The organism is Rufibacter immobilis (genome assembly GCF_003721565.1).
GTDB classification, from domain to species: domain Bacteria; phylum Bacteroidota; class Bacteroidia; order Cytophagales; family Hymenobacteraceae; genus Nibribacter; species Nibribacter immobilis.
In genome coordinates this window covers 193,361-212,915 of sequence record NZ_RJJE01000017.1, presented here as the reverse complement: position 1 = coordinate 212,915, position 19,555 = coordinate 193,361, and the positions used below count along the sequence as shown (strand labels likewise).

Here is a 19,555-nt window from a genome sequence, read left to right as displayed (position 1 = left end):
TTCTCAGTTTTGAGCGAATTTCAGAAAAAGAGGCTCTAAACGATGAACCTGCTCCTCGTGCTTGTTTCTAATTCAATGTTTAGGCTTAACAACGGGAGTAGTTGACTTTCTTAATGCCAACTGCGTTTAGGGGCCGTTTTTGGAAAAACAGCCCCTAAACGCAATTATTTACCCGCTTGCTCCGGCTGATAGGCACTTTCTGGTGGCCCTAAATAACTAGGTTTCAGTCCGCCGGTGTCTATGACAATCTTCTGCAAGACCACTCCGGAGTCTACCATCCAGAATTTGAGCACGTGCTCGCCGGGTTTGGTCAGTTGATGGGTAGAGACCGCAATGTCAATGTTGTTGCCCGCGTTCCTGTTCCATTCGCCCTCAGTGTGGTTGGCGTGCATGTTGATGATTTGCGGCGCTTCATCGTCAAAGGAGATGGCATAGCGCAGGCCTTGGGTGTTATGGAAGTTGAGGGTGGGTGACAGATACACCTGAACTTTCACTTCACCGCTGTTCTGCAGATGCACTTTGTACTGCAGGTGCGGACTGTTTCCGCCAGGTGTCTGGCTGGGCGCGGTAACCGGAGTAGTGGTCATGGCCGAGGCGGTACGTCCTAAATCTGGAACCAGCAGCCACTGGATGGAACCGTTGTTTACCGCCTGGGTATAATGTTGGGCCTCTATGGAAACGTAGCCGTTGCTTTCCACAAAACCTGTAAATTGATTCGGTTTGGGAGCCGCCGGATTCTGCACCACGGCCTGCACTACCACTTTTTTGCCTTTGGGACCTGTGATGGTTACCGGTATGCGTTGGGTTCCGGCGGGTGCTTTAGACCAATCCACGCTCAGCCACAAGCGCTGCTCCTGAGTCACGGTTCCGGTTTCCTGCGATACTTTCAGCCAGGGTGCTCCCGTTTTCACGCTGTAGTTGAACGGCTCCTGCCCTCGGTTGAAGATCTCCAGGTAATGTACTTTGGGCTCAAAGGAAGTGAACGTAGGCAACACCGCCTCGGCTTTCTCCTGTGGCCACCACTGGGTTGCCCCTTCAATGGCTACGCCCATCTCTGCCGTGGCGGGCAGCTTTAACTGCTTCACCTCTGGCAACACATCTTTCTCCGGTTGCTGCCAGTAGGTGTAGCTGATGTGGGTCTGTGACATCATGTGGTTCCACTTGCCACCGGCAATGTCTTGGTGGTAGATTCTGGTCAACTCTGCGTCACGGTCAAACAGGGTTTTCACTTTAGCGGCCATGTCGTTGGTGGTGGCTCTCCCCTGCTGGGCGTACAGGCGGTTACGGCCTACCGTCACATGCAGCTCATTCAGGTTGGCGCTGGCCTGAACCGGGAACAGCACCAACTGGTAATACGCGTCTTGATACTGGGCGGGCAGCGCTTTGCCAACGCGCACCGCTTCTTCCGCCAAACGGTTGTAGTCAGCTACTATGGTTTCGGCTTCCTGATAGTTGGTAAGGCTGTAAGTGTTCGGAGATATCAATTCGGGCTTACGGCGACCATTGTACTTGGTGTACTTGGCTAGAAGATCTGCAATGGCCGGGGCATGCTCTGCACCAAACTGACGCTCGGCCCAGAGTCGGGTATACTCCTCTAACCTACTGGCTGGCCATTTCTCAGGGTTCCAGGCATAATCCAGGAAGAACTCCGTGGGGAATTCCATGGGTTTGATGTCTCCCACGTTCACAATCCAGATGCGGTCGGCTTTGTGTTGGTAGGCAAGGTGCATCTGCTCCCATATTCTGGCAATAGGATTGGTGTTCAACCATTTGTAGTTACGTGGTCCACCCACATAGTCAAAGTGGTAGTAGATGCCGTACCCGCCCGCGTGCTGCTTTTCCCCTACTTTGGGTAACTTCCGGATGTTGCCCCAGTTGTCATCGGCCAGCAGTAGAGTTACGTCATCGGGTACCCGCATGCCTTTGTCGTAGTAATCCTGCACTTCTTTGTAGAGCGCCCAAAGCTGCGGTTGCTGCGAAGCGTCTTTGCCCGTTACCTCAGAAATGATTTTACGCTGGTCGGCCACAATTTTCTCTAATAGCCCTATGTTGCTTTCCTCGCTCATGGGTTCGTCGCCATCGCCGCGCATGCCCACTGAGACGATGCTCTCATACCCGTTCATGCGCTCTATTCCGCCTTTCCAGAATTCTCTCAGTTTCTCGGGGTTGGTGTTGTAGTTCCAGGGACCGGAGCCGTACCGGCGCCACTCATCATGGGCCCGCATGAGCGGCTCATGGTGCGAGGTACCCATCACCACCCCGTACATATCGGCTACCTGCGGATTGATTTTGTCGTCGTCGTTGAAGGCGCTGCCCCACATGGCGGGCCACAGGTAATTGCCTTTCATGCGCAGGATCAACTCAAACACCTTCTCATAGAATTTGTGGTTGAAGCCGCCAAACTGCTCTTTAGACCAATTGGAAAGCGCCGGAGCCTCGTCATTGATGAAAATGCCGCGGTACTTCACGGCCGGAGTTCCTTTGGTGTGGCGGCCTTCCGCTACATACAGATTCTGCTGCTGCTTTACGGGCACATCTGCCCACCAATACCACGGGGTTACTCCTATCTGCGCCGATACGTCATAGATGCCGTAGATGGTGCCGCGTTTATCACTCCCCACAATCACCAAGGCTTCGTCTATTCCCTTCATGGGCTTCTTCACTACCTGCACCACAAAATTCTCCCACTTCCCCTTCAGGTCCTGCACATCCAGCTTTTTGCTTTTCACCAACTGGTCAATGAGAGGACTTTTGCCTAATGTGCCGGCCAGTACTAAGGTTCTGGATTTAGGTGCTTTCTTGCCTACGGTAAAGACAGGTTCTGTTTGGGTGACCCGTTTCACATCGGCCTGCAGATCCCGGAACGCTCTGATCACCCCCGGAAAGTCACTGTCATTGATAAAGAACTGGGCTGGCTTACCGGCTTCCGCCAAGGGAAAGGAACTGTTTTTCTTTACGCTGGAGATATAAGAAACATCATCTAAAGCAAACGCCGAAGGAGCTGCCACTACTGTTAACAGGAACACCAACAGGCTTTTCCATAACGTATGGCGGTGGCTCTCTTTTGCGGGGTAAGTTGGGTTAGGTGTATTCATGAATGCGTTATTGAGTGGAAGAAGGGAAATAATCTTTTGCGTTGAAGTAGCAGATATCCTGTACCATTTTACCAATCCAGGGTAGGTCCATGGGCAGCAGTCCTTTCTCCATCTCCTCGCCCAGAATGTTGCAAAGCAAACGCCGGAAATACTCGTGTCTGGAGTAAGACAGAAAACTGCGGGAGTCTGTGAGCATACCCACAAAGCAGCTGATAAGCCCCATGGTGGAAAGAGCATCCAACTGTTGTTTCATACCATCCAGGTTGTCCAGGAACCACCAGGCAGAACCAAACTGCATCTTGCCTTTGATTCCACCCCCCTGAAAATTCCCGATCATGGTCGCGAAAGCGGCATTGTCTGCAGGATTCAGGTTGTAGATAATAGTTTTGGTAAGGCTGTTCTGCTTCTCCAGCTCATTAAAAAAGTTGGCCATGTTCTGGATGTGCGGGTAATCGCCAATGGAATCATAGCCCGTGTCTGGTCCATTTACTTTAAGCATGCGGGTATTGCTATTGCGCAACGCCCCCACATGGAACTGCTGTACCCAGCCTTTATGGCTGTACATGCGGCACAACTCCAGCAACAGAAAAGCCGTGAAGGATTCCTGGTGGGCAGCGGCCTCGGCATCATTTCCAGCTAGTACGTCCGTCAGAACTCTTTCTAGCTGATGAGTAGGTAAACCGAGGCTGGGTAAGTTAGTAAGACCGTGGTCTGAGATTCTGCAGCCATGATCATGGAAATAGGTGACTCTCTTTTCCAGAGCCTCCAGCAGCGTATCCAGATTGAAGATGTCCACGCCACTTACGTTTGCCAGCAGCCGGATGTATTCTCGGAAGGCATCGCCCCCGGCTAAGTTGAAAACTTTGTCTGGCCTGAACGAGGGCAACACCTTCGTTTTAAAGCCAGAAGCTGCTATCTGTTGGTGGTACGCCAGGTCATCGGTGGGGTCATCTGTGGTGCCTACCATTTCCACTCCAAAATGGGTAAGCAAACCCTGTGGTGTGAAACTGGGCTGTTGCAGCAATCCGTTGCAATGGGTATATACTTGTTGCGCGTTCCGCTCAGTCAGGAGTTCGTGCACACCAAACGGATTCTGGAGCTCCATATGCGTCCAGTGGTACAGGGGATTGCGCAAAGTATAAGGCACTACCGCCGCCCATTTCAGAAACTTTTCCTCGTCTGTGGCATTGCCTGTGATAAATTTCTCTTCAACACCTAGGGCGCGCATAGCGCGCCACTTGTAATGATCACTTGCCAGCCAAATGCTGGTCAGGTTCTCATAGTTCTGGTTTTTGGCGATGGCCTCCGGCGAGAGGTGGCAATGGTAATCTATAATGGGTAAGCTTTTAGCATACTCATGATACAATCTCCTGCTGGTTTCAGTATAAAGCAGGAAATGCTCGTTGAGGAAGCTCGCGGTAGCGGGCTGTACTGCGCGAGAAGCATCCGGGGGGCTTGAAATGAAGCTCTCTTGCATAGCATTTAGTTAGTACTGTAGATGGACTTTTCAATTCCCATTTCCAATCCGCGCAATTCAGCCAAACCGCGTAAACGCCCAATAGCGGAATAACCAGGATTGGTTACTTTATGCAAATCATCCAGCATTTGATGTCCATGGTCTGGGCGGAACGGGATAGGCTCCTGGCGGTCCCGATTGATTGCCACTAACTTTTTCATGACCCCGTACATGTCCACATCGCCGGCCAAATGGTCAGACTCATAGAAGTTGCCATTTTCATCTTTCTTCACGTTGCGCAAGTGCGCGAAGTACACGCGGTGCCCCACTGATTTAAGAATCTCTACCGGATTATTGTGTCCGCCGGCTCCCAAAGAACCCGTACAGAAACAGATACCGTTTGGCACTCGGTCTACACGGTTGATGATATACTCCAGGTCTTCTTTATTGGAGGCAATTCTGGGCAGGCCCAGGATTGGGTAAGGTGGGTCATCTGGGTGAATGGTCATTTTGAGGCCGTTCTCCTCGCACACATCCATAATGGATTCCAGGAAATAGGCCAGGTTCTCCCGCAGTCCGGCATGACCAATTTCTTTATATATCCCGATACTTTCTGTGAGGTGTTCCAATGAAATATATCCTTCCATGGGCACGCCCATCCGGATAATTTCACTTAGTTCCTCCAGTTTCTCCTGCGAGTAAGATTTAAAACGATCTTTGGCTTGCTGTACTACAGCCTCCGTATAATCTTGCTCCGCGCCTTCTCTCTTTAAAATATAAAGATCAAAAACGGCAAGATCTGCCCAGTCAAAGTAAAGGGCTTTGGCCCCGTTCCAGAGTTCCAGTCCTAAATTTGTTCTGGTCCAGTCCAGTACGGGCATGAAGTTGTAGCAGATGGTTTTGAGGCCAGCAGAAGCCAGGTTACGGAGCGATTGCCGGTAATTTTCCAGGTAATGTTCATAGTTACCCGTACGAGTTTTGATGGCCTCGTGTACGGGCACACTTTCCACCACCGCCCAGGTAAGGCCCGCTTCTTCTATGATGCGTTTCCGTTCTTGTATCTCCTCCAATGGCCAGATTTCACCATGAGGAATATGGTGTAAGGCACTGACAATACCGGTAGCCCCGGCCTGTTTCACATCTTGGAGGGTTACAGGGTCATTTGGCCCGTACCATCTCCAGCTTTGTAGTAATGGCATAGTTTTAGTAGGTTAAAAGCTCAACGGTTAAGTTGATGGTAATTATTGATTTTTTGGAATCTTGAGTCTTAAAGTACTCTTTATTATACGTTGCGAAGCTTCCATTTCTGAATCCGTCCCCGCTAACCGGAAGGCACAAGTACTCTTATTTAGCTTTTGCGGTGGTTATTGCCTCGTAGATTGGGTCTTTGCCCTCGTAATTGAACCAATCAAAAGTAGCTTTATTGGTGGAGGGCTTCTCTTATGAGTTCGCATACTTATCCAAGGTTACTCCCACAAAGCCACCTGCTGTGCGTGTGCTCAAAAACATTTTAACTACCTCGTGTTTTAGCAGCATCTAGGCGCCTTCTTTTGTACCATGATATAAGGCGTGTTGTCCTGCTTTAAATTCTACTTTAAGGTAAAGCGGCTTTTTTGAGTCTTTGCTTTTTAAAGGAGCCTCAGCCAGCACGGTGGTTTCTGGGTCGCCTGTCCAGAGAATTGCTCAGTTGTACCACTTCCTGACCATTGGAGTTAGTCTTGCCCAAGGCATAGTAGTGCTTCTCACTCTGAAGGGCAACCATACCTGCAAACTCGTTAGAAGCGACAGGTATGGATAGTTTTATATTATGGTTTCAAATTGATACTTTCCGGAGGCCCCAGGTAACTTGATTTCAGCCCACCCGCGTCAATCACGAACTTCTGGAAAACAACGCCCGGGTCCACCATCCAGATTTTTAAGGTGTGCTTGCCTGGTTTGACGGCCCTGTGGACGGAGGTCTTCTTCTTGATGTGATCCGCCACGGACTTTGACCACCACTCGGCATACTCGTAGTCCGGCTTAACCTCCCCCTCGTTGATATTGACGATATGCGGCTCCTCGTTGTCAATGGCGATGGCGTATTTTAGCCCCTCATTCTTTTTATAGTTCTGGATTGGGGAAAGGTAAGCCTCCACCTTCAGGTCACCCCCATCGAAAATGGTGAATTCGTACTCCACCCGCGGCGCGTTCTCGCCTGGTTTTTGCCTCTCGGCATTCGCGGGCTCAATTGTGATGGAGGAGCTGGTTCGGCCCAGATTGGGGACCACAGTCCAGCTGATGTCCTTGGAGTCGGATTTCCTTATAAAACGGGCAGCCTCAATCGATACTACGCCATTGTTCTCGACGAAACCGGAGGCTTTGGGCAGGTTATTCCGGATAGGGACTGCCACAGTGTATTCCTTACCGGCCCCTTTGACTAGGATCGCTCCGGTGGCTTTCCCTTTCGGGGCTCTGTCCCAATCAATGCTGACATACACCTTCTCGTCGTACCTGATGCTGCCCTCTTTTTTAGACAGTTTAATCCAATCGTTTTTAGGCTCTATTGAGTAGTTTAAAATACCACCACCTCTGTTGTACATCTCCAAGTAGTAGCTCTGCCTGTTAATCGGATCGAACCTGCTGAACGCGGGGCTGAAAAGCCCATGCCCTTCTACGCTGAATCCTCCCCAGGCGGGGTTCACCCCATGTTCCACCATAAAACCAAGCAGTGCCGAACTATCCATTTGAATGTATGATACTGCAGGCATTTTGTTTGCAGGTGGGTGGTTCCAGCTGGTGTATCCGATATGGGTCTGAGACATCATGTGGTTCCATTTGCCACCTTCCAATTCCTCATGGAACTGGCGGGTAAGCTCGGCATCTTTCAAGAACAAGCCTTTCACCTTTTCGGCATAGGAGTTTGCTGAGGCCCTTCCCTGCTCAGCGTATAGCTTGTTTTTCCCGGCGGCCACGTACATCTCGTTTAGATTAGCGCTCATCTCTATGGGAGAATGAACCAACTGGTAAAACGCAGATTTATGACTTTTAGGTAGTTTTTCATAGATGGCCTTGCTTTTGCTCAACAACTGGTTGAACTCCTCTATTACCCTGTCCGCTTCCCGGTAGTTCTGGTGGCTGTAGGTGTCCGGAGCCAGCATCTCCGGGGTCCGCCTCGCATTGTATTTGTTATAGAGGGACATGATTTGGGCGATTTCCCGGGCATGATCCGCTCCAAACTGCTGCTCCGCCCAGTTTACGTAATAGTTAGGCAAATCAGAGGCTTTCATTTTGGTATCCCACGCGTAGTCAAGGAAGAAACTGATGGGGAACTCCATCGGTTTTAAATCGCCCACGTTCACCAGCCACAGGTCTCTCACTCCCCATTCGTAGGTAAGGTTCATCTGTTCCCAGACGCGCTCTATCTGGGTGACATTGTGCCACCTGTAGGATACCGGAGCGCCGACATAGTCAAAGTGATAGTACATGCCGTACTTCCTTTTGGCTGTCTGGTCTTCCTTCTTGGGCAGGTAACGGATGTTACCCCAGTTATCATCGGAGAAAAGGGTGATGATGTCCTCGTCCACCCGCATCCCTTTGTCATAGTAATCCTGCACCTCCTTGTAGATGGCCCACACTTGCGGTGTTTCTTTCGCCGGTTTTCCGGTCTCCTCTGCTATAATCTGCCGCTGGTCAGCGATGATGGTCTTCATCAGGTCTACAGCTGTATGTTCCGACATGCCCTCGTCACCATCGCCCCGCATGCCCACCGTCACCACGCTCTCATAGTTTCCCATGCGCTTGACGCCGCCGCGCCAGAACTCCCGCAGTTTTTCCTTGTTCGTCTCGTAGTTCCAAGCCCCGCCGTTGAACCGGCTCCACTCGTGGTGGGACCGCATCATGGGTTCATGGTGGCTTGTGGAGATGACGATGCCGTATTCATCGGCCACGCGTGGGTTCTCTGGGTCATCGGCGGAGAAGGCGTTGGGGAGCCACATAGCCGGCCAGAGGTAGTTGGCTTTGTTCCTCAGCAGGAGCTCGTACACTTTCTCGTAAAACACGTGGTTGAAACCCCCGAATTTTTCCTTTGCCCAATTGGTAAGGGCCGGGGCCTCATCGTTGAGGAAAATCCCACGGAATTTTACGGACGGGCCCTCCGAAACATGCCGGCCATTTTGAAGGTATATTTTGTCATTCTTTTTGACCGGGACATCAGCCCACCAATACCATGGTGAGACACCCATCTTTTCTGAAAGGGTAAATACCCCATAGGCAGCCCCGCGCCTATCGCTCCCCACAATCACTAGCGCCTGCTTCACCCCTGGGAAAGGGTCCTTGACAGTTTGGATAATAAACCGTTCCCACTGCCCTTTTATAGGGGCAACATCTAGCTTCTTTGCAGCAACTAGCCTTTCGACAAGGGGGCTCTTCCCGACCGTGGCGACTATAATGATGTCACCCTCCGGGGCGTCGCCTGTAGATGAGACGGGTGCCTTCCTGCCTGAGACCTTTTTAATATCGTCGGCCAGGAATCCGGCTGACTTTTTCACCAATACGTTTTCAGAGGCGTCATACAGAATCGTTGGCGTGGCGTCTTTGTCGGCTATCGCGAAGTACTTGCTCCGGTTTTCACTTTTGTTACTTACCCTTATTTGCGAGAATGACATTAAGGGCAAAAACACTAGTAGAATCAAAAAAAATCTCATATTTAAATAGTTATTCTTAATTCTTATTGATGGTCGGTTTTATCGTTTAAAAGAAATGGCTGCTTAGATTAGGCAGCCATTTCTTTTAAACGATCATTAATAAGAACTATAAATACCCTGGATTCTGATACGCTGTTTTTTCTGCTGCAGAAATATCCAAAGCATCAATCTGACCTTGTGGGATAGGACGCAAATAATGATATGGTAGAATGGTACGCGTTACTGTCTGGGGTGTATGGTCGCCTTTATTTGCACCACTAATTTGGTAAGTAGAAGCTAGTTCATTCCATTTTTGTGTACGAATCAAATCGTACCATCGGTAGCCCTCACCATAATACTCACGCGAACGTTCTGCCAAGATATAGTTAATATCAATAGTCGCTGGCGTGGCTGCAATCATAGCGGCACTATTATCTACCACTTTTGCCACATTTCCGTTGTTGTCCCAGCGCCATTTCCCAGCACGAGCCCTGATTACATTGATCAAGTCTACAGCACTTTTATTAGCCACCGTTGTTGCACCCTTCACAGCGGCTTCGGCAGCTATAAAGTAAAGTTCTGAAAATTTGGCTATGTTAAAAGGGCGTGTACTGGCAGCATTAGGCTGCCCCAAACCAGTCCCGTTATCTGTACGGTAGACACCAAGTTTCCAAAGGCCTGGATACATAATCCTACTAATGCCATTCGGCGAGACCACAAAATCGGCTCTTCCAGGCAAAACTCCTGCTCCTACACCGCTATTTCCTGCACCTAATGGATAAGTAATGGAAGTTGCTGGTTCATCATTCAAGAAAGTAAGTATAGCATCACCTGGTTGAACGGGCAAAAAGTTGGCATTGTACAAGGTTGTATTAGTAACACCACCTTTAGGCCAGTTGCCGCGGTAAACAGTTACAAAGGTACCATCATAGCGCGAGTCATTTGTTTTATCAGAAAAGGTGTTTTTAATGGCTCCAATAGTAGGTGCCATACGAGTCCAAGGGCGTCCAAGCGACTGTACAGCTTCTCTTTGAACAGAACTTACTGCTGTCCATGTTGTATTGGAAGAACTACTTCTAATCTCAGTATAATTCCACTGCATCATCCAACCAGCAAAGTTATCAGGGGCACCGCCATTGGCATAACTAAGACTAGATGCATTATAAAATTCACTTGTCTCAGTATGGTCAGCATACAACAGAATCTCACTATTGCGGTCATTGGAACCAAGATTTACGTCATAGAAAGTTTCCTGTAGACGGAATGGACCTGGATTCTCAATACCTGCTGTGGCTACATCATACGCCTGCTGAAAATACCACTGAGCATTATGTCCATCTGGATCTGTACGAGGAGTTTCTGGGTAAGTAGGGATGTTATTGGGGTTTTCCAACCACCATGCATAGGTCAAATAAGCTTTTGCCAAATAGAGACGTGCAAGCGTTTTGGTTGCACCACCAGTAACACGTGGGCTTGAGGGCAAATCATTTACTGCGGTCAGCAAATCTGGAAAAATGGCTTTGGTGTAGACCTCAGGTACTGTGTTGCGCACAGAGGTTCTCACTGGGTTTGTGTTGAACTTAAGTTCTCCTGCACCCAAATCCAAAGGCACTCCACCAAAGGTTTGCACCAGTTGAAAGTAATCAAAGGCGCGGAAGAATCTGGCTTCGGCAACTAATGCTGGTGAGATGGTTCCTACTAGGGCTGCATTCTCAATGATACCGCTAGCAGTGTTTATGTTAAGAAATGCAGCTCCCCACAAGGCATCAGCACGGCTATTAGATGGAGTAATCGGTCCAAGACCTGAAAGATCCATAACCCTAAAGTTTTCGTCTGCTTGTTGCCCATGTGTTACCTCATCAGTGCCGGTCTCAGTGGTATTATAATAGTAGGCCTGTCCATATATATAACGAAGATGGGCATACATAGACGTTAATCCGCCATAGACACCACGCTCTGTTTGAAAAAAGCTGGGTTCGTACCTGCCACGTGGCTGTTCTTCTAAAATATCAGAGCACCCTCCCAGGAATACAGCCAACATGGCTGTTCCAATGATTGATTTTATATTACTACGTTTCATTTGTTTCTTTTTAAAAAGTGACATTCAAACCAACCAAGTAAGTTCGCGTGGCAGGTGCATTAGTTCCTATCGTCAGTATCCGGCGCAGGTTTTCAGACAGTGGTACTGCCGCATTTTCGTTGCCATAAGAGTTGGTTTCAGGGTCCATCCCTGTTTCTTTGTGATAGGGTGAGAATAGCACAAACGGATTCTGTGCTGTTACGTAAAGCCGCAATCTGTTAACACCAGCGTTTTTCAACCAGTTGTTGTTATCAAAGTTGTAGCCAAGTGAGATGGTACGTATCTTCAGATAAGAGGCATCAAAGTAACCAAGGGTACTTCCATATTTTGGGTTATCGCCACTTATATATTGACCGGGTCTTGGATACTTGGCGTCGGTGTTCTCTGGCGTCCAATAGTCCACTTTAACATTCCCCCGGCGGCCAGATAACATGTTCAAATAGCCCGAAGAACCATAGAGCGTACTATTAAGGATTCCACCATTTTGAAAAACACCTACAGCGCTAAGGTCAAAACCTTTATAAGCTACACGGGTGTTAAAGCCTCCCTGAAAGTTAGGGTTTACATCTATAATTTGCCGATCATCTGGTCCAATTGCTCTTACAGGTGTGCCGTCGGGGTTGTAACCTCCGGTATATCTTACTTTTATTGAACCTATTGTTTGATTAGGATCATTGTTACCCGTAATCGGTTCCAAAATGTTTCTATATGGATCATCCTCTTGCCATAGTCCTATTTTCTCAAAGTCGTAGATCACATTAATAGGATGGCCTACAAACCACCAGTTGCCTTCATCCCTTTGCGCTCCTGAAGCAAGCGCCACCAGTTTATTGCGGTTGGCATACATATTAACACCGGCTTCCCATGTCCAACCGTTAAGGTTGTCCAGAATCACACCGTTAAGGGAGAGTTCTACACCTTTGTTTTGGGTTTGACCAATATTTTGTACAACGCTTCCCACACCCGATGTAGCAGGCAAACCAACTCTTAATAGAATATCCTTTGTATCAGTTACATAGTATTCAACCGAACCTGATAGACGATGGTTAAGGAGAGCAAAGTCCAACCCAAAATTCCAAGTTTCAGAGAATTCCCATCCTAAGCTAGCATTAGGTAGTTCAGATACATAGAAACCAGTCTGATAGTCTGTGGGACCAAAATTGTAAGGTCTGGTGGATAATAAACCTAGGGTAGCGTAGGGCTCAACAGCCTGATTAGAGGTCTTACCATAGCCCGCACGCAGTTTTAACATATTAATAGGCTTCACATTCTCCATAAAGGATTCTTTGGCAATATTCCATCCCACAGAAACAGCCGGATAAGTATGCCATTTGTAACCAGGAGCCAGCCTTGAGGAGCCATCTGAGCGCAAGGTAACACTCAGTAAGTAACGATCATCATAGGAGTACATCACGCGTCCCATCCAAGACATCAAGCCACTCTTTGAATATAGCTGATCATTAGGGGCAACGGTAAGTTCTTCGGTAGCGGTTCCAATATTGTAGAATTGAAAGTCTTCATTGGGAATTCCTCTTCCTGCTATGCGAGAACGGTTAAATTGGTTATCTGAGGCGGAATATAACGCTACTACATTCACATTATGCTTCTCAGCAAAGGTACGGTCATATGTGAGCAGGTTCTCAATGGTCCAGTCAGTTGTAACCTGGTTACTTAAAGAAGCAGACGAAGGGGTATCATCAGTGGTACTGTTCACTCCCTCTCCCGTGAATGCCCCACCCTGACTTTGGCGGTAATTGACACCTAGATTAGTGCGTAGTTTTAAGCCCTCCACTCCTGGAATCTTCATTTCACCGAATAGCGTGTTGTATGTCCCGAACGCTCTAGTCTGGCTAAGCCATCTATCTTTTAGCCCCTCAACTACATCTCTAGTATTCACCCATACATCGCCATCACCTCCGGTATTGACAACTCTTTTCAATGTGCCATCAGAATTATATGGATTGACAATGGGAGACGCACTTAGAATTCCATACAAACCTATGTTTGAACCCTCCGTCACGTTGTAGTTATTGTAGGTAGAGAAGCCGAAGCGAAACAATTTACCTACTCCTTGGTCAATGCTACCGCGCATGGAGTACCGCGTATATTGCTGCGTAGGAATCACACCCTCATCTTCATAATAACCTACACTAAAGTTGTAGCGCCCCTGCTCAGTGCCACCAGAAACCCCTAGGTCATGGCTAGTTGTGATTCCGGTTTTGTAAAACAAGTCTTGCCAATCTGTATTTACTTCATAAGACTCATCCACACCGTTATCATATCGATTCGCATATTCACGTAAAGCAGCAAATTCTTGCCCATTCATCATGGGAAATTTGGAAAAAACAGTTCTTGCACCAACATAACTGTTGTAGCTAACCTGAGGTTTTTGCCCTGCCTTACCCCCTTTAGTTGTAACCAGAATAACACCATTCGCACCGCGAGAACCATAAATAGCGGTTGCCGAGGCATCCTTTAAGATATCAACACTCTGAATATCATTAGGATTTATATCACCAATAGATCCTGGATAAGGAATTCCATCCAAAACTACCAGTGGGTCATTACTAGCAGTCAGCGAACGCGTTCCCCGAATCCTAATTTGCATAGCAGCACCAGGTTGTGAAGAGGTTTGTGTCAGTTCTACACCTGGCAAACGGCCTTGCAAGGCTTGAGAGATATTCGCAGACGGAACCTCATTTAATGCTTCTCCACTAATGGAAGCAACTGAACCTGTCACCGCTTCTGCCCTCTGAACACCGTACCCTACTACCACTACTTCATCAATGGTCTGTTGGTCAGTGGCCAGCGTCACATTAATGGAAGTTCTGTTGTTGATGGGTACTTCCTGGGTTACATAGCCAATAAAAGAATAGACCAAAGTACCAGTGGGAGCCGGAACTGAAATGGAGTAGTTTCCTTCCACATCAGTTGGTGCGGCAGTGGTGGTACCTTTCAACATCACGGTCACTCCGGGCACGCCTGCCCCGGTGTTATCCGTTACTCGGCCGGTTACGGTCACCCCTCCCTGCGCAAACACCTGCACACTCACCAGGAGGGCAGCAAAGAGCAAGAGAGCAACTTTCATGATTTCCGATTTCCTGAGGAGCGAAATCGTAGATCTGGGATTTTGGGTAAGATTACCTTTCATACATGAATGTTTTTAAGTTAAAGGTGCTAGTAAGGATTAGGATGTAGAATTATATCAATTAAAGCTTTGGTAATTCACTCTTATGTATTCCTGATGAAAGACGGGAAGCCTACACCATACAACAAAGGCTGGCACTACAGCTTTCCATCTCTTTGCACTACATTATCAAGCCATCTTCACAACAGTAGGAAACAGCAATTTTTGACAAATTCGCAACAAAGCCCGGCAACCATCTCCTGGACCCAGTTCTTCACAGTATTTCAAAACAACTTCATCTAACCACCTATCTCCAGCCATAAAAGGAGACAGCAAGAGACCAAAAGACAGGCATTTCAGAGACTTTGACCGCTTTCTCTGCCTTTGTTTCCCTCCACGAAAGAGCTGTAGCAGCTCTCCCCTCTGCTCTTGCTCTACAAACTTGAATATAATTTTCAAATATTACAACCGATTTCATAAATATTCTCAAAAAAATCAGCAGCTCAAAAGCCCCTATTTTTGAATTATGCAAAATGCCCCTATTTTTACTTTGCAACTAGGCTACATCAAAAGCAGTTTACATCTATAAGGAGTAGTCAAAGGAAGCATTTAGTTAATTACCCCTAATTTTTGAACAGATTAGTGCAAAACAACCCTGTTTCTTATTTGTGCAGATATTAAATTCTTTAACAATATCACAATAGAGAACCTATCAAGTATTGCAATTATTGAAACCGATTTCATATATTTGTTACAGAACGAACATTGCGGCATGGAGAAAGACATTACCATTTATGACATAGCGAGAGAACTTGATCTGTCTCCTACCACCATCAGCAGAGCGTTGAACGACCATCCGGCGGTGAATAAAAAGACGAAACAGCGAATCTCTGAGGCAGCTGCCCAAATGGGATATCGGTCCAATCTTTTCGCCAGTAACCTCCGGCGCCAGCGCACCAACACCATTGGCTTGATCGTACCCAGACTGGATAGTCCTTTCCATTCGTCTGTGATTGCCGGCATGGAGAAAGTGGCCAATGAGGCGGGCTATAACCTCATCATCAGCCAATCCCTGGAGACGCTGCAGAAAGAGATCGCCAATGCCAACACCATGTTCAACAGCCGGGTAGATGGATTATTGGTATCCTTGTCCTTTGAGACGGAAACGCTGGAACATTTTGAGAACTTCGTGAGCAAAGGCATTCCGGTGATCTTCTATGACCGCGTGGCCGAACATAAAGAATGCACCAGCATTGTCATTGACAATTTGCAGGCAGCCTATAAAGCCACTTCGCACTTAATTGAGCAGGGCTGCACCAACATTGTACACATTACCGGTAACCTTAAAAGGAATGTTTACGCAGACCGCCTAAAGGGCTTTAAGTACGCGCTCATAGACCATAATCTTCCATTCTCTGAGGAGAATGTCATCATCAGTAAAATGACGGAGGAAGCGGGCACCTTGGCTGCGCAACAGATTCTGGAAATGGACCCGTTACCAGACGGTATTTTTGTGTCTAATGACACCTGTGCCGTTAGCTGTCTCAAAGCGTTGAAAAAAGCCAACATTTCCATTCCTAGAGACATAGCGGTGATAGGGTTTAACAATGACGCCATCTCCCGGGTGGTTGAACCTAACCTGACCACCATCAACTATCCGGGCCAGGAAATGGGGGAAGTGGCCCTGCGGGTATTGCTGTTACAGTTGAATGGCTCCAGAGACAACGTACCTAGCAACACCATTAACCTTCGTTCAGAATTGATAATCCGGGAATCTTCCCTTAAGAGTAAAAGCAACGCGAAAAAGAAAGCGGTTCATTTATAAGCCCTTTTCAATATAGATTAAATCATGCTTACAAAGGTATAGCGTGAAGCCAGTAGGCATTCTGCTTGTGAGAATACTTCTTCGCTTTGCGTTTAGGGGCTGTTTTTTGAAAAACAGCCCCTAAACGCAAAGCGAAGCAACTATACAGCACCTATTGTTTTGTCTCATCTATTGAACCTGAGTTGTTCCCCTGTCATGCGCAAGAAGATCATTTCCCCTCTCTCTTTTCTATGCCTGTTTTTATGGTTTACCGGTGCGGCACGTGCCGAAGATGGTTACCGGCTGTGGCAACGGTATGACCTCCTCCAGAACAAGCCTTTGGTAAAGGAATACCAGAAAGCATTGGGGCAACTCGTGGTGCAAGGTTCCTCGCCTACCCTTTCCATTATTGAAGATGAACTGTCTACAGGCCTGAGCGGACTTTTAGGGCAACCCTTCTCCGCGGCAGAGAACCCAGAAAAGAAGAATGTGCTGTTGGTGGGCACTCCCGCTACCTCTCCGGTACTCAAAGGCTTGGGACTGGAAGATAAACTGAAAGCAGTGGGCAAGGACGGTTATTTGCTCCTAAGCCGCAAGGCTGGCGGAAAGAACTATACCGTTGTGGCCGCCAACACAGAAGTGGGCGCGCTCTATGGCAGTTTTCACTTGCTGCGCCTCCTGCAAACCCAACAGAGAATCAACAATTTAGACATCAGCAGCAGCCCCAAAACCCAGCACCGCATCTTAAACCACTGGGACAACCTGGACCGCACCGTAGAGCGCGGATACGCGGGTTTTTCCATCTGGGACTGGCACAAGCTCCCAGACTATATAGACCAGCGCTACCTGGACTATGCCCGCGCCAACGCCTCCATCGGGATTAACGGCACGGTACTCACCAACGTAAACGCCAACTCGCTGGTACTGTCTGAAGAATACCTTAAGAAAGTAAAAGCCCTCGCTGACACTTTTAGGCCCTACGGAATCAAGGTGTACCTCACCGCGCGTTTCAGCTCGCCCATTGAATTAGGCAAACTGAAAACCGCCGATCCGCTGAACCCGGAAGTGAAAGCCTGGTGGAAAAACAAGGTGGAGGAGATTTACCGTCACATCCCGGATTTTGGCGGGTTTCTGGTGAAGGCAAATTCAGAGGGTCAGCCGGGCCCGCAGAACTACAACCGTTCCCACGCCGATGGCGCCAACATGCTGGCAGAGGCGTTAGCCCCTAAAGGCGGTCTGGTGATGTGGCGCGCCTTCGTGTATGATGATAAAGTACCCGATGACCGTCATAAACAAGCTTATACTGAATTCAAGCCACTAGACGGAAAATTCCTGCCCAACGTGATGGTGCAAGTGAAAAACGGAGCCATTGACTTCCAGCCGCGCGAGCCGTTCCACCCGCTGTTTGGGGCCATGCCCAAAACTCCGCTCATGATGGAGTTCCAGATCACGCAGGAATACCTGGGGCAGGGCACGCACCTGGCCTATCTGGCGCCCATGTTCAAAGAGACGCTCATGGCAGACACCTACGCCAAAGGCAAAGGCTCAACGGTGGCCAAAGTGGTAGACGGCAGTTTAGACAACCACTACCATTCAGGAATGGCCGGGGTAGCCAACATTGGCAATGACCGCAACTGGACCAGCCATCCCTTCGGGCAAGCCAACTGGTACACCTTCGGCCGTCTGGCCTGGGACTACAATCTTACGTCAGAAGCGATTGCCGATGAATGGATTAAAATGACCTTCTCCGGTTCCCCTACCCTTGTTTCTACCGTGAAGCAGATGATGATGGGCTCCCGGGAGGCCGTGGTGAATTATATGACGCCTCTGGGATTACACCACCTCATGGGCTGGAGCCACCACTATGGCCCAGGACCCTGGATCAAAGACAAACCCCGCGCCGACTGGACCTCTGTCTACTACCACCGCGCCGATGAGAAAGGCATTGGATTTGACCGCACCCGCACCGGCAGCAATGCCCTCTCCCAATATGCCCCAGAAGTACAGGCGCTGTTGCAAAACCCCGCCACCTGCCCAGAAGACGTGCTGCTCTGGTTCCACCACCTGCCCTGGGACTGGAAAATGAAGTCGGGTAGAACGTTATGGGACGAGTTATGCTATAAGTACTCTGAAGGGGTAGACTCGGTACGGGCCATGCAGAAAGACTGGGACTCCCTGCAAGGGCAGGTAGACAAGGAAAGATACCAGCAAGTGAAGCAATACCTGGCCATACAGGAAAAAGACGCCAGATGGTGGCGAGACGCTTGTCTGCTCTATTTCCAGACGTTCTCCAAAAGACCTATTCCCCAAGCGCTTGAGAAACCTGCGGGCACCCTGGAGGAGTATATGAAGATAGACCCCAAATTTGCCCCAGGCATCTAAATTTGAAGTAACACCCAAGAAATATGACACAAACTACCGCACCCGCCACCAAGACCGCCATTGTTACCGGTGGCGCCTCTGGCATCGGCTTGGCCATTGTAGAGAAATTCATCCAGGAGAAGATCAAGACCATTGTTATTGGCCGCGACGAGGAGAAGCTGAAAAGCGCCAAAGAAGCCTTCGGAGATCTGTGCATCACCGTTGCGCATGACCTGAGCGACCTGAGCGGAATCCCGGCGCTGGTGGAGAAAATCACCCAGGAACACGGCAGAATAGACATTTTGGTGAACAACGCGGGCATCAACATGAAGAAGCCTTTTGTGGAGGTAACCGACGAGGATTTTCAGCGCATTCTGCTCACCAACGTGACCGCCGTTTTCGCGTTGAGCCGCGAAGTGGTAAAGAACATGCTCCCCTACGGCGAAGGCTCCATTGTCAACATCAGTTCCATGGCCTCGCAGTACGGTATTCCCAAAGTGATTGCCTATACCGCGTCTAAATCCGCGATTGAGGGCATGACCAAGGCTATGGCTACGGAGCTGTCGCCCATGGGTATCAGAACCAACTGCGTGGCTCCCGGTTTCATTGCCACCGCCATGTCGGCCAAGGCCATGGACAACGATCCCGAGCGTAAAAACAAGGCTTTGGGCCGTACGCCCATGGGGAAATTCGGGAGCCCGGCAGACGTTGCCGAGGCCGTTTACTTCTACACCACCGAAGGCGCTAAATACGTGACCGGCACCGTACTGCCCGTTGACGGCGGTAACGCCATCGGGTTCTAGCGCAACCATGATTCATGTTGCGTTTAGGGGCTCTTTTCCAAAAAAGGGCCCCTAAACGCAACATCAACTGGCCACCGGAATTTGATGCCCTTGGCGCCGCACCTCCCCTCTTGTCCGGGTTTCAGAACGATGACCCAACGCTGCCCACAAGTTTGATTTCCTCCTTCC

The 19,555-nt window shown here is 48.9% G+C and carries 10 protein-coding genes; 3 read left to right on the top strand and 7 right to left on the bottom strand.

Going from position 1 to position 19,555, the window contains the following annotated elements; all coding sequences use genetic code 11:
* Positions 1-164: 164 nt before the first annotated feature.
* From EFA69_RS13645 to EFA69_RS13620, 7 genes are all read right to left on the bottom strand, one after another.
* Positions 165-3,095 (bottom strand): glycosyl hydrolase 115 family protein, encoded by a 2,931-nt coding sequence (locus tag EFA69_RS13645; RefSeq protein ID WP_123133673.1) that lies wholly within the window; start codon positions 3,093-3,095, stop codon positions 165-167.
* Between the two features lie 7 nt (positions 3,096-3,102).
* Positions 3,103-4,572, bottom strand: a complete 1,470-nt coding sequence (gene uxaC, locus EFA69_RS13640) for a glucuronate isomerase (RefSeq protein ID WP_123133672.1) — start codon at positions 4,570-4,572, stop codon at positions 3,103-3,105.
* A 5-nt stretch (positions 4,573-4,577) separates the two neighbouring features.
* Entirely contained in the window at positions 4,578-5,750 is a 1,173-nt protein-coding gene (gene uxuA / locus EFA69_RS13635) for a mannonate dehydratase (protein WP_123133671.1), read from the bottom strand.
* A gap of 440 nt (positions 5,751-6,190) precedes the next feature.
* Entirely contained in the window at positions 6,191-6,343 is a 153-nt protein-coding gene (locus EFA69_RS20715; protein ID WP_394342835.1) for a beta-xylosidase family glycoside hydrolase, read from the bottom strand.
* A 13-nt stretch (positions 6,344-6,356) separates the two neighbouring features.
* Positions 6,357-9,233 carry a glycosyl hydrolase 115 family protein gene (locus tag EFA69_RS13630; protein WP_123133670.1) on the bottom strand — a complete coding sequence of 959 codons (2,877 nt, stop codon included), beginning with the start codon at positions 9,231-9,233 and terminating at the stop codon, positions 6,357-6,359.
* Positions 9,234-9,339: 106 nt separating this feature from the next.
* Positions 9,340-11,292 (bottom strand): RagB/SusD family nutrient uptake outer membrane protein, encoded by a 1,953-nt coding sequence (locus EFA69_RS13625; protein WP_123133669.1) that lies wholly within the window; start codon positions 11,290-11,292, stop codon positions 9,340-9,342.
* A 10-nt stretch (positions 11,293-11,302) separates the two neighbouring features.
* Positions 11,303-14,443, bottom strand: a complete 3,141-nt coding sequence (locus EFA69_RS13620) for a SusC/RagA family TonB-linked outer membrane protein (RefSeq protein ID WP_245964583.1) — start codon at positions 14,441-14,443, stop codon at positions 11,303-11,305.
* Positions 14,444-15,191: 748 nt separating this feature from the next.
* On the opposite strand from EFA69_RS13620, the gene EFA69_RS13610 reads away from it, so the two are divergent.
* From EFA69_RS13610 to EFA69_RS13600, 3 genes are all read left to right on the top strand, one after another.
* Positions 15,192-16,244: a LacI family DNA-binding transcriptional regulator gene (locus tag EFA69_RS13610; protein WP_123134832.1), complete on the top strand. Its 1,053-nt coding sequence runs from the start codon at positions 15,192-15,194 to the stop codon at positions 16,242-16,244.
* A gap of 195 nt (positions 16,245-16,439) precedes the next feature.
* On the top strand, positions 16,440-18,605 hold the full coding sequence (locus EFA69_RS13605; RefSeq protein WP_123133667.1) for an alpha-glucuronidase family glycosyl hydrolase: 2,166 nt from the start codon (positions 16,440-16,442) through the stop codon (positions 18,603-18,605).
* A gap of 23 nt (positions 18,606-18,628) precedes the next feature.
* The gene (locus EFA69_RS13600; RefSeq protein ID WP_123133666.1) at positions 18,629-19,387 is read left to right on the top strand and encodes an SDR family NAD(P)-dependent oxidoreductase; all 759 of its coding nucleotides are present in this window, start codon (positions 18,629-18,631) and stop codon (positions 19,385-19,387) included.
* Positions 19,388-19,555: the final 168 nt, after the last annotated feature.

Bases quoted from the DNA above. Each gene is read 5' to 3' on its own strand.
- EFA69_RS13645 (WP_123133673.1), bottom strand. From the start codon at position 3,095: ATGAATACACCTAACCCAACTTACCCCGCAAAAGAGAGCCACCGCCAT.
- uxaC (WP_123133672.1), bottom strand. From the start codon at position 4,572: ATGCAAGAGAGCTTCATTTCAAGCCCCCCGGATGCTTCTCGCGCAGTA.
- uxuA (WP_123133671.1), bottom strand. From the start codon at position 5,750: ATGCCATTACTACAAAGCTGGAGATGGTACGGGCCAAATGACCCTGTA.
- EFA69_RS13630 (WP_123133670.1), bottom strand. From the start codon at position 9,233: ATGAGATTTTTTTTGATTCTACTAGTGTTTTTGCCCTTAATGTCATTC.
- EFA69_RS13625 (WP_123133669.1), bottom strand. From the start codon at position 11,292: ATGAAACGTAGTAATATAAAATCAATCATTGGAACAGCCATGTTGGCT.
- EFA69_RS13620 (WP_245964583.1), bottom strand. From the start codon at position 14,443: ATGAAAGGTAATCTTACCCAAAATCCCAGATCTACGATTTCGCTCCTC.
- EFA69_RS13610 (WP_123134832.1), top strand. From the start codon at position 15,192: ATGGAGAAAGACATTACCATTTATGACATAGCGAGAGAACTTGATCTG.
- EFA69_RS13605 (WP_123133667.1), top strand. From the start codon at position 16,440: ATGCGCAAGAAGATCATTTCCCCTCTCTCTTTTCTATGCCTGTTTTTA.
- EFA69_RS13600 (WP_123133666.1), top strand. From the start codon at position 18,629: ATGACACAAACTACCGCACCCGCCACCAAGACCGCCATTGTTACCGGT.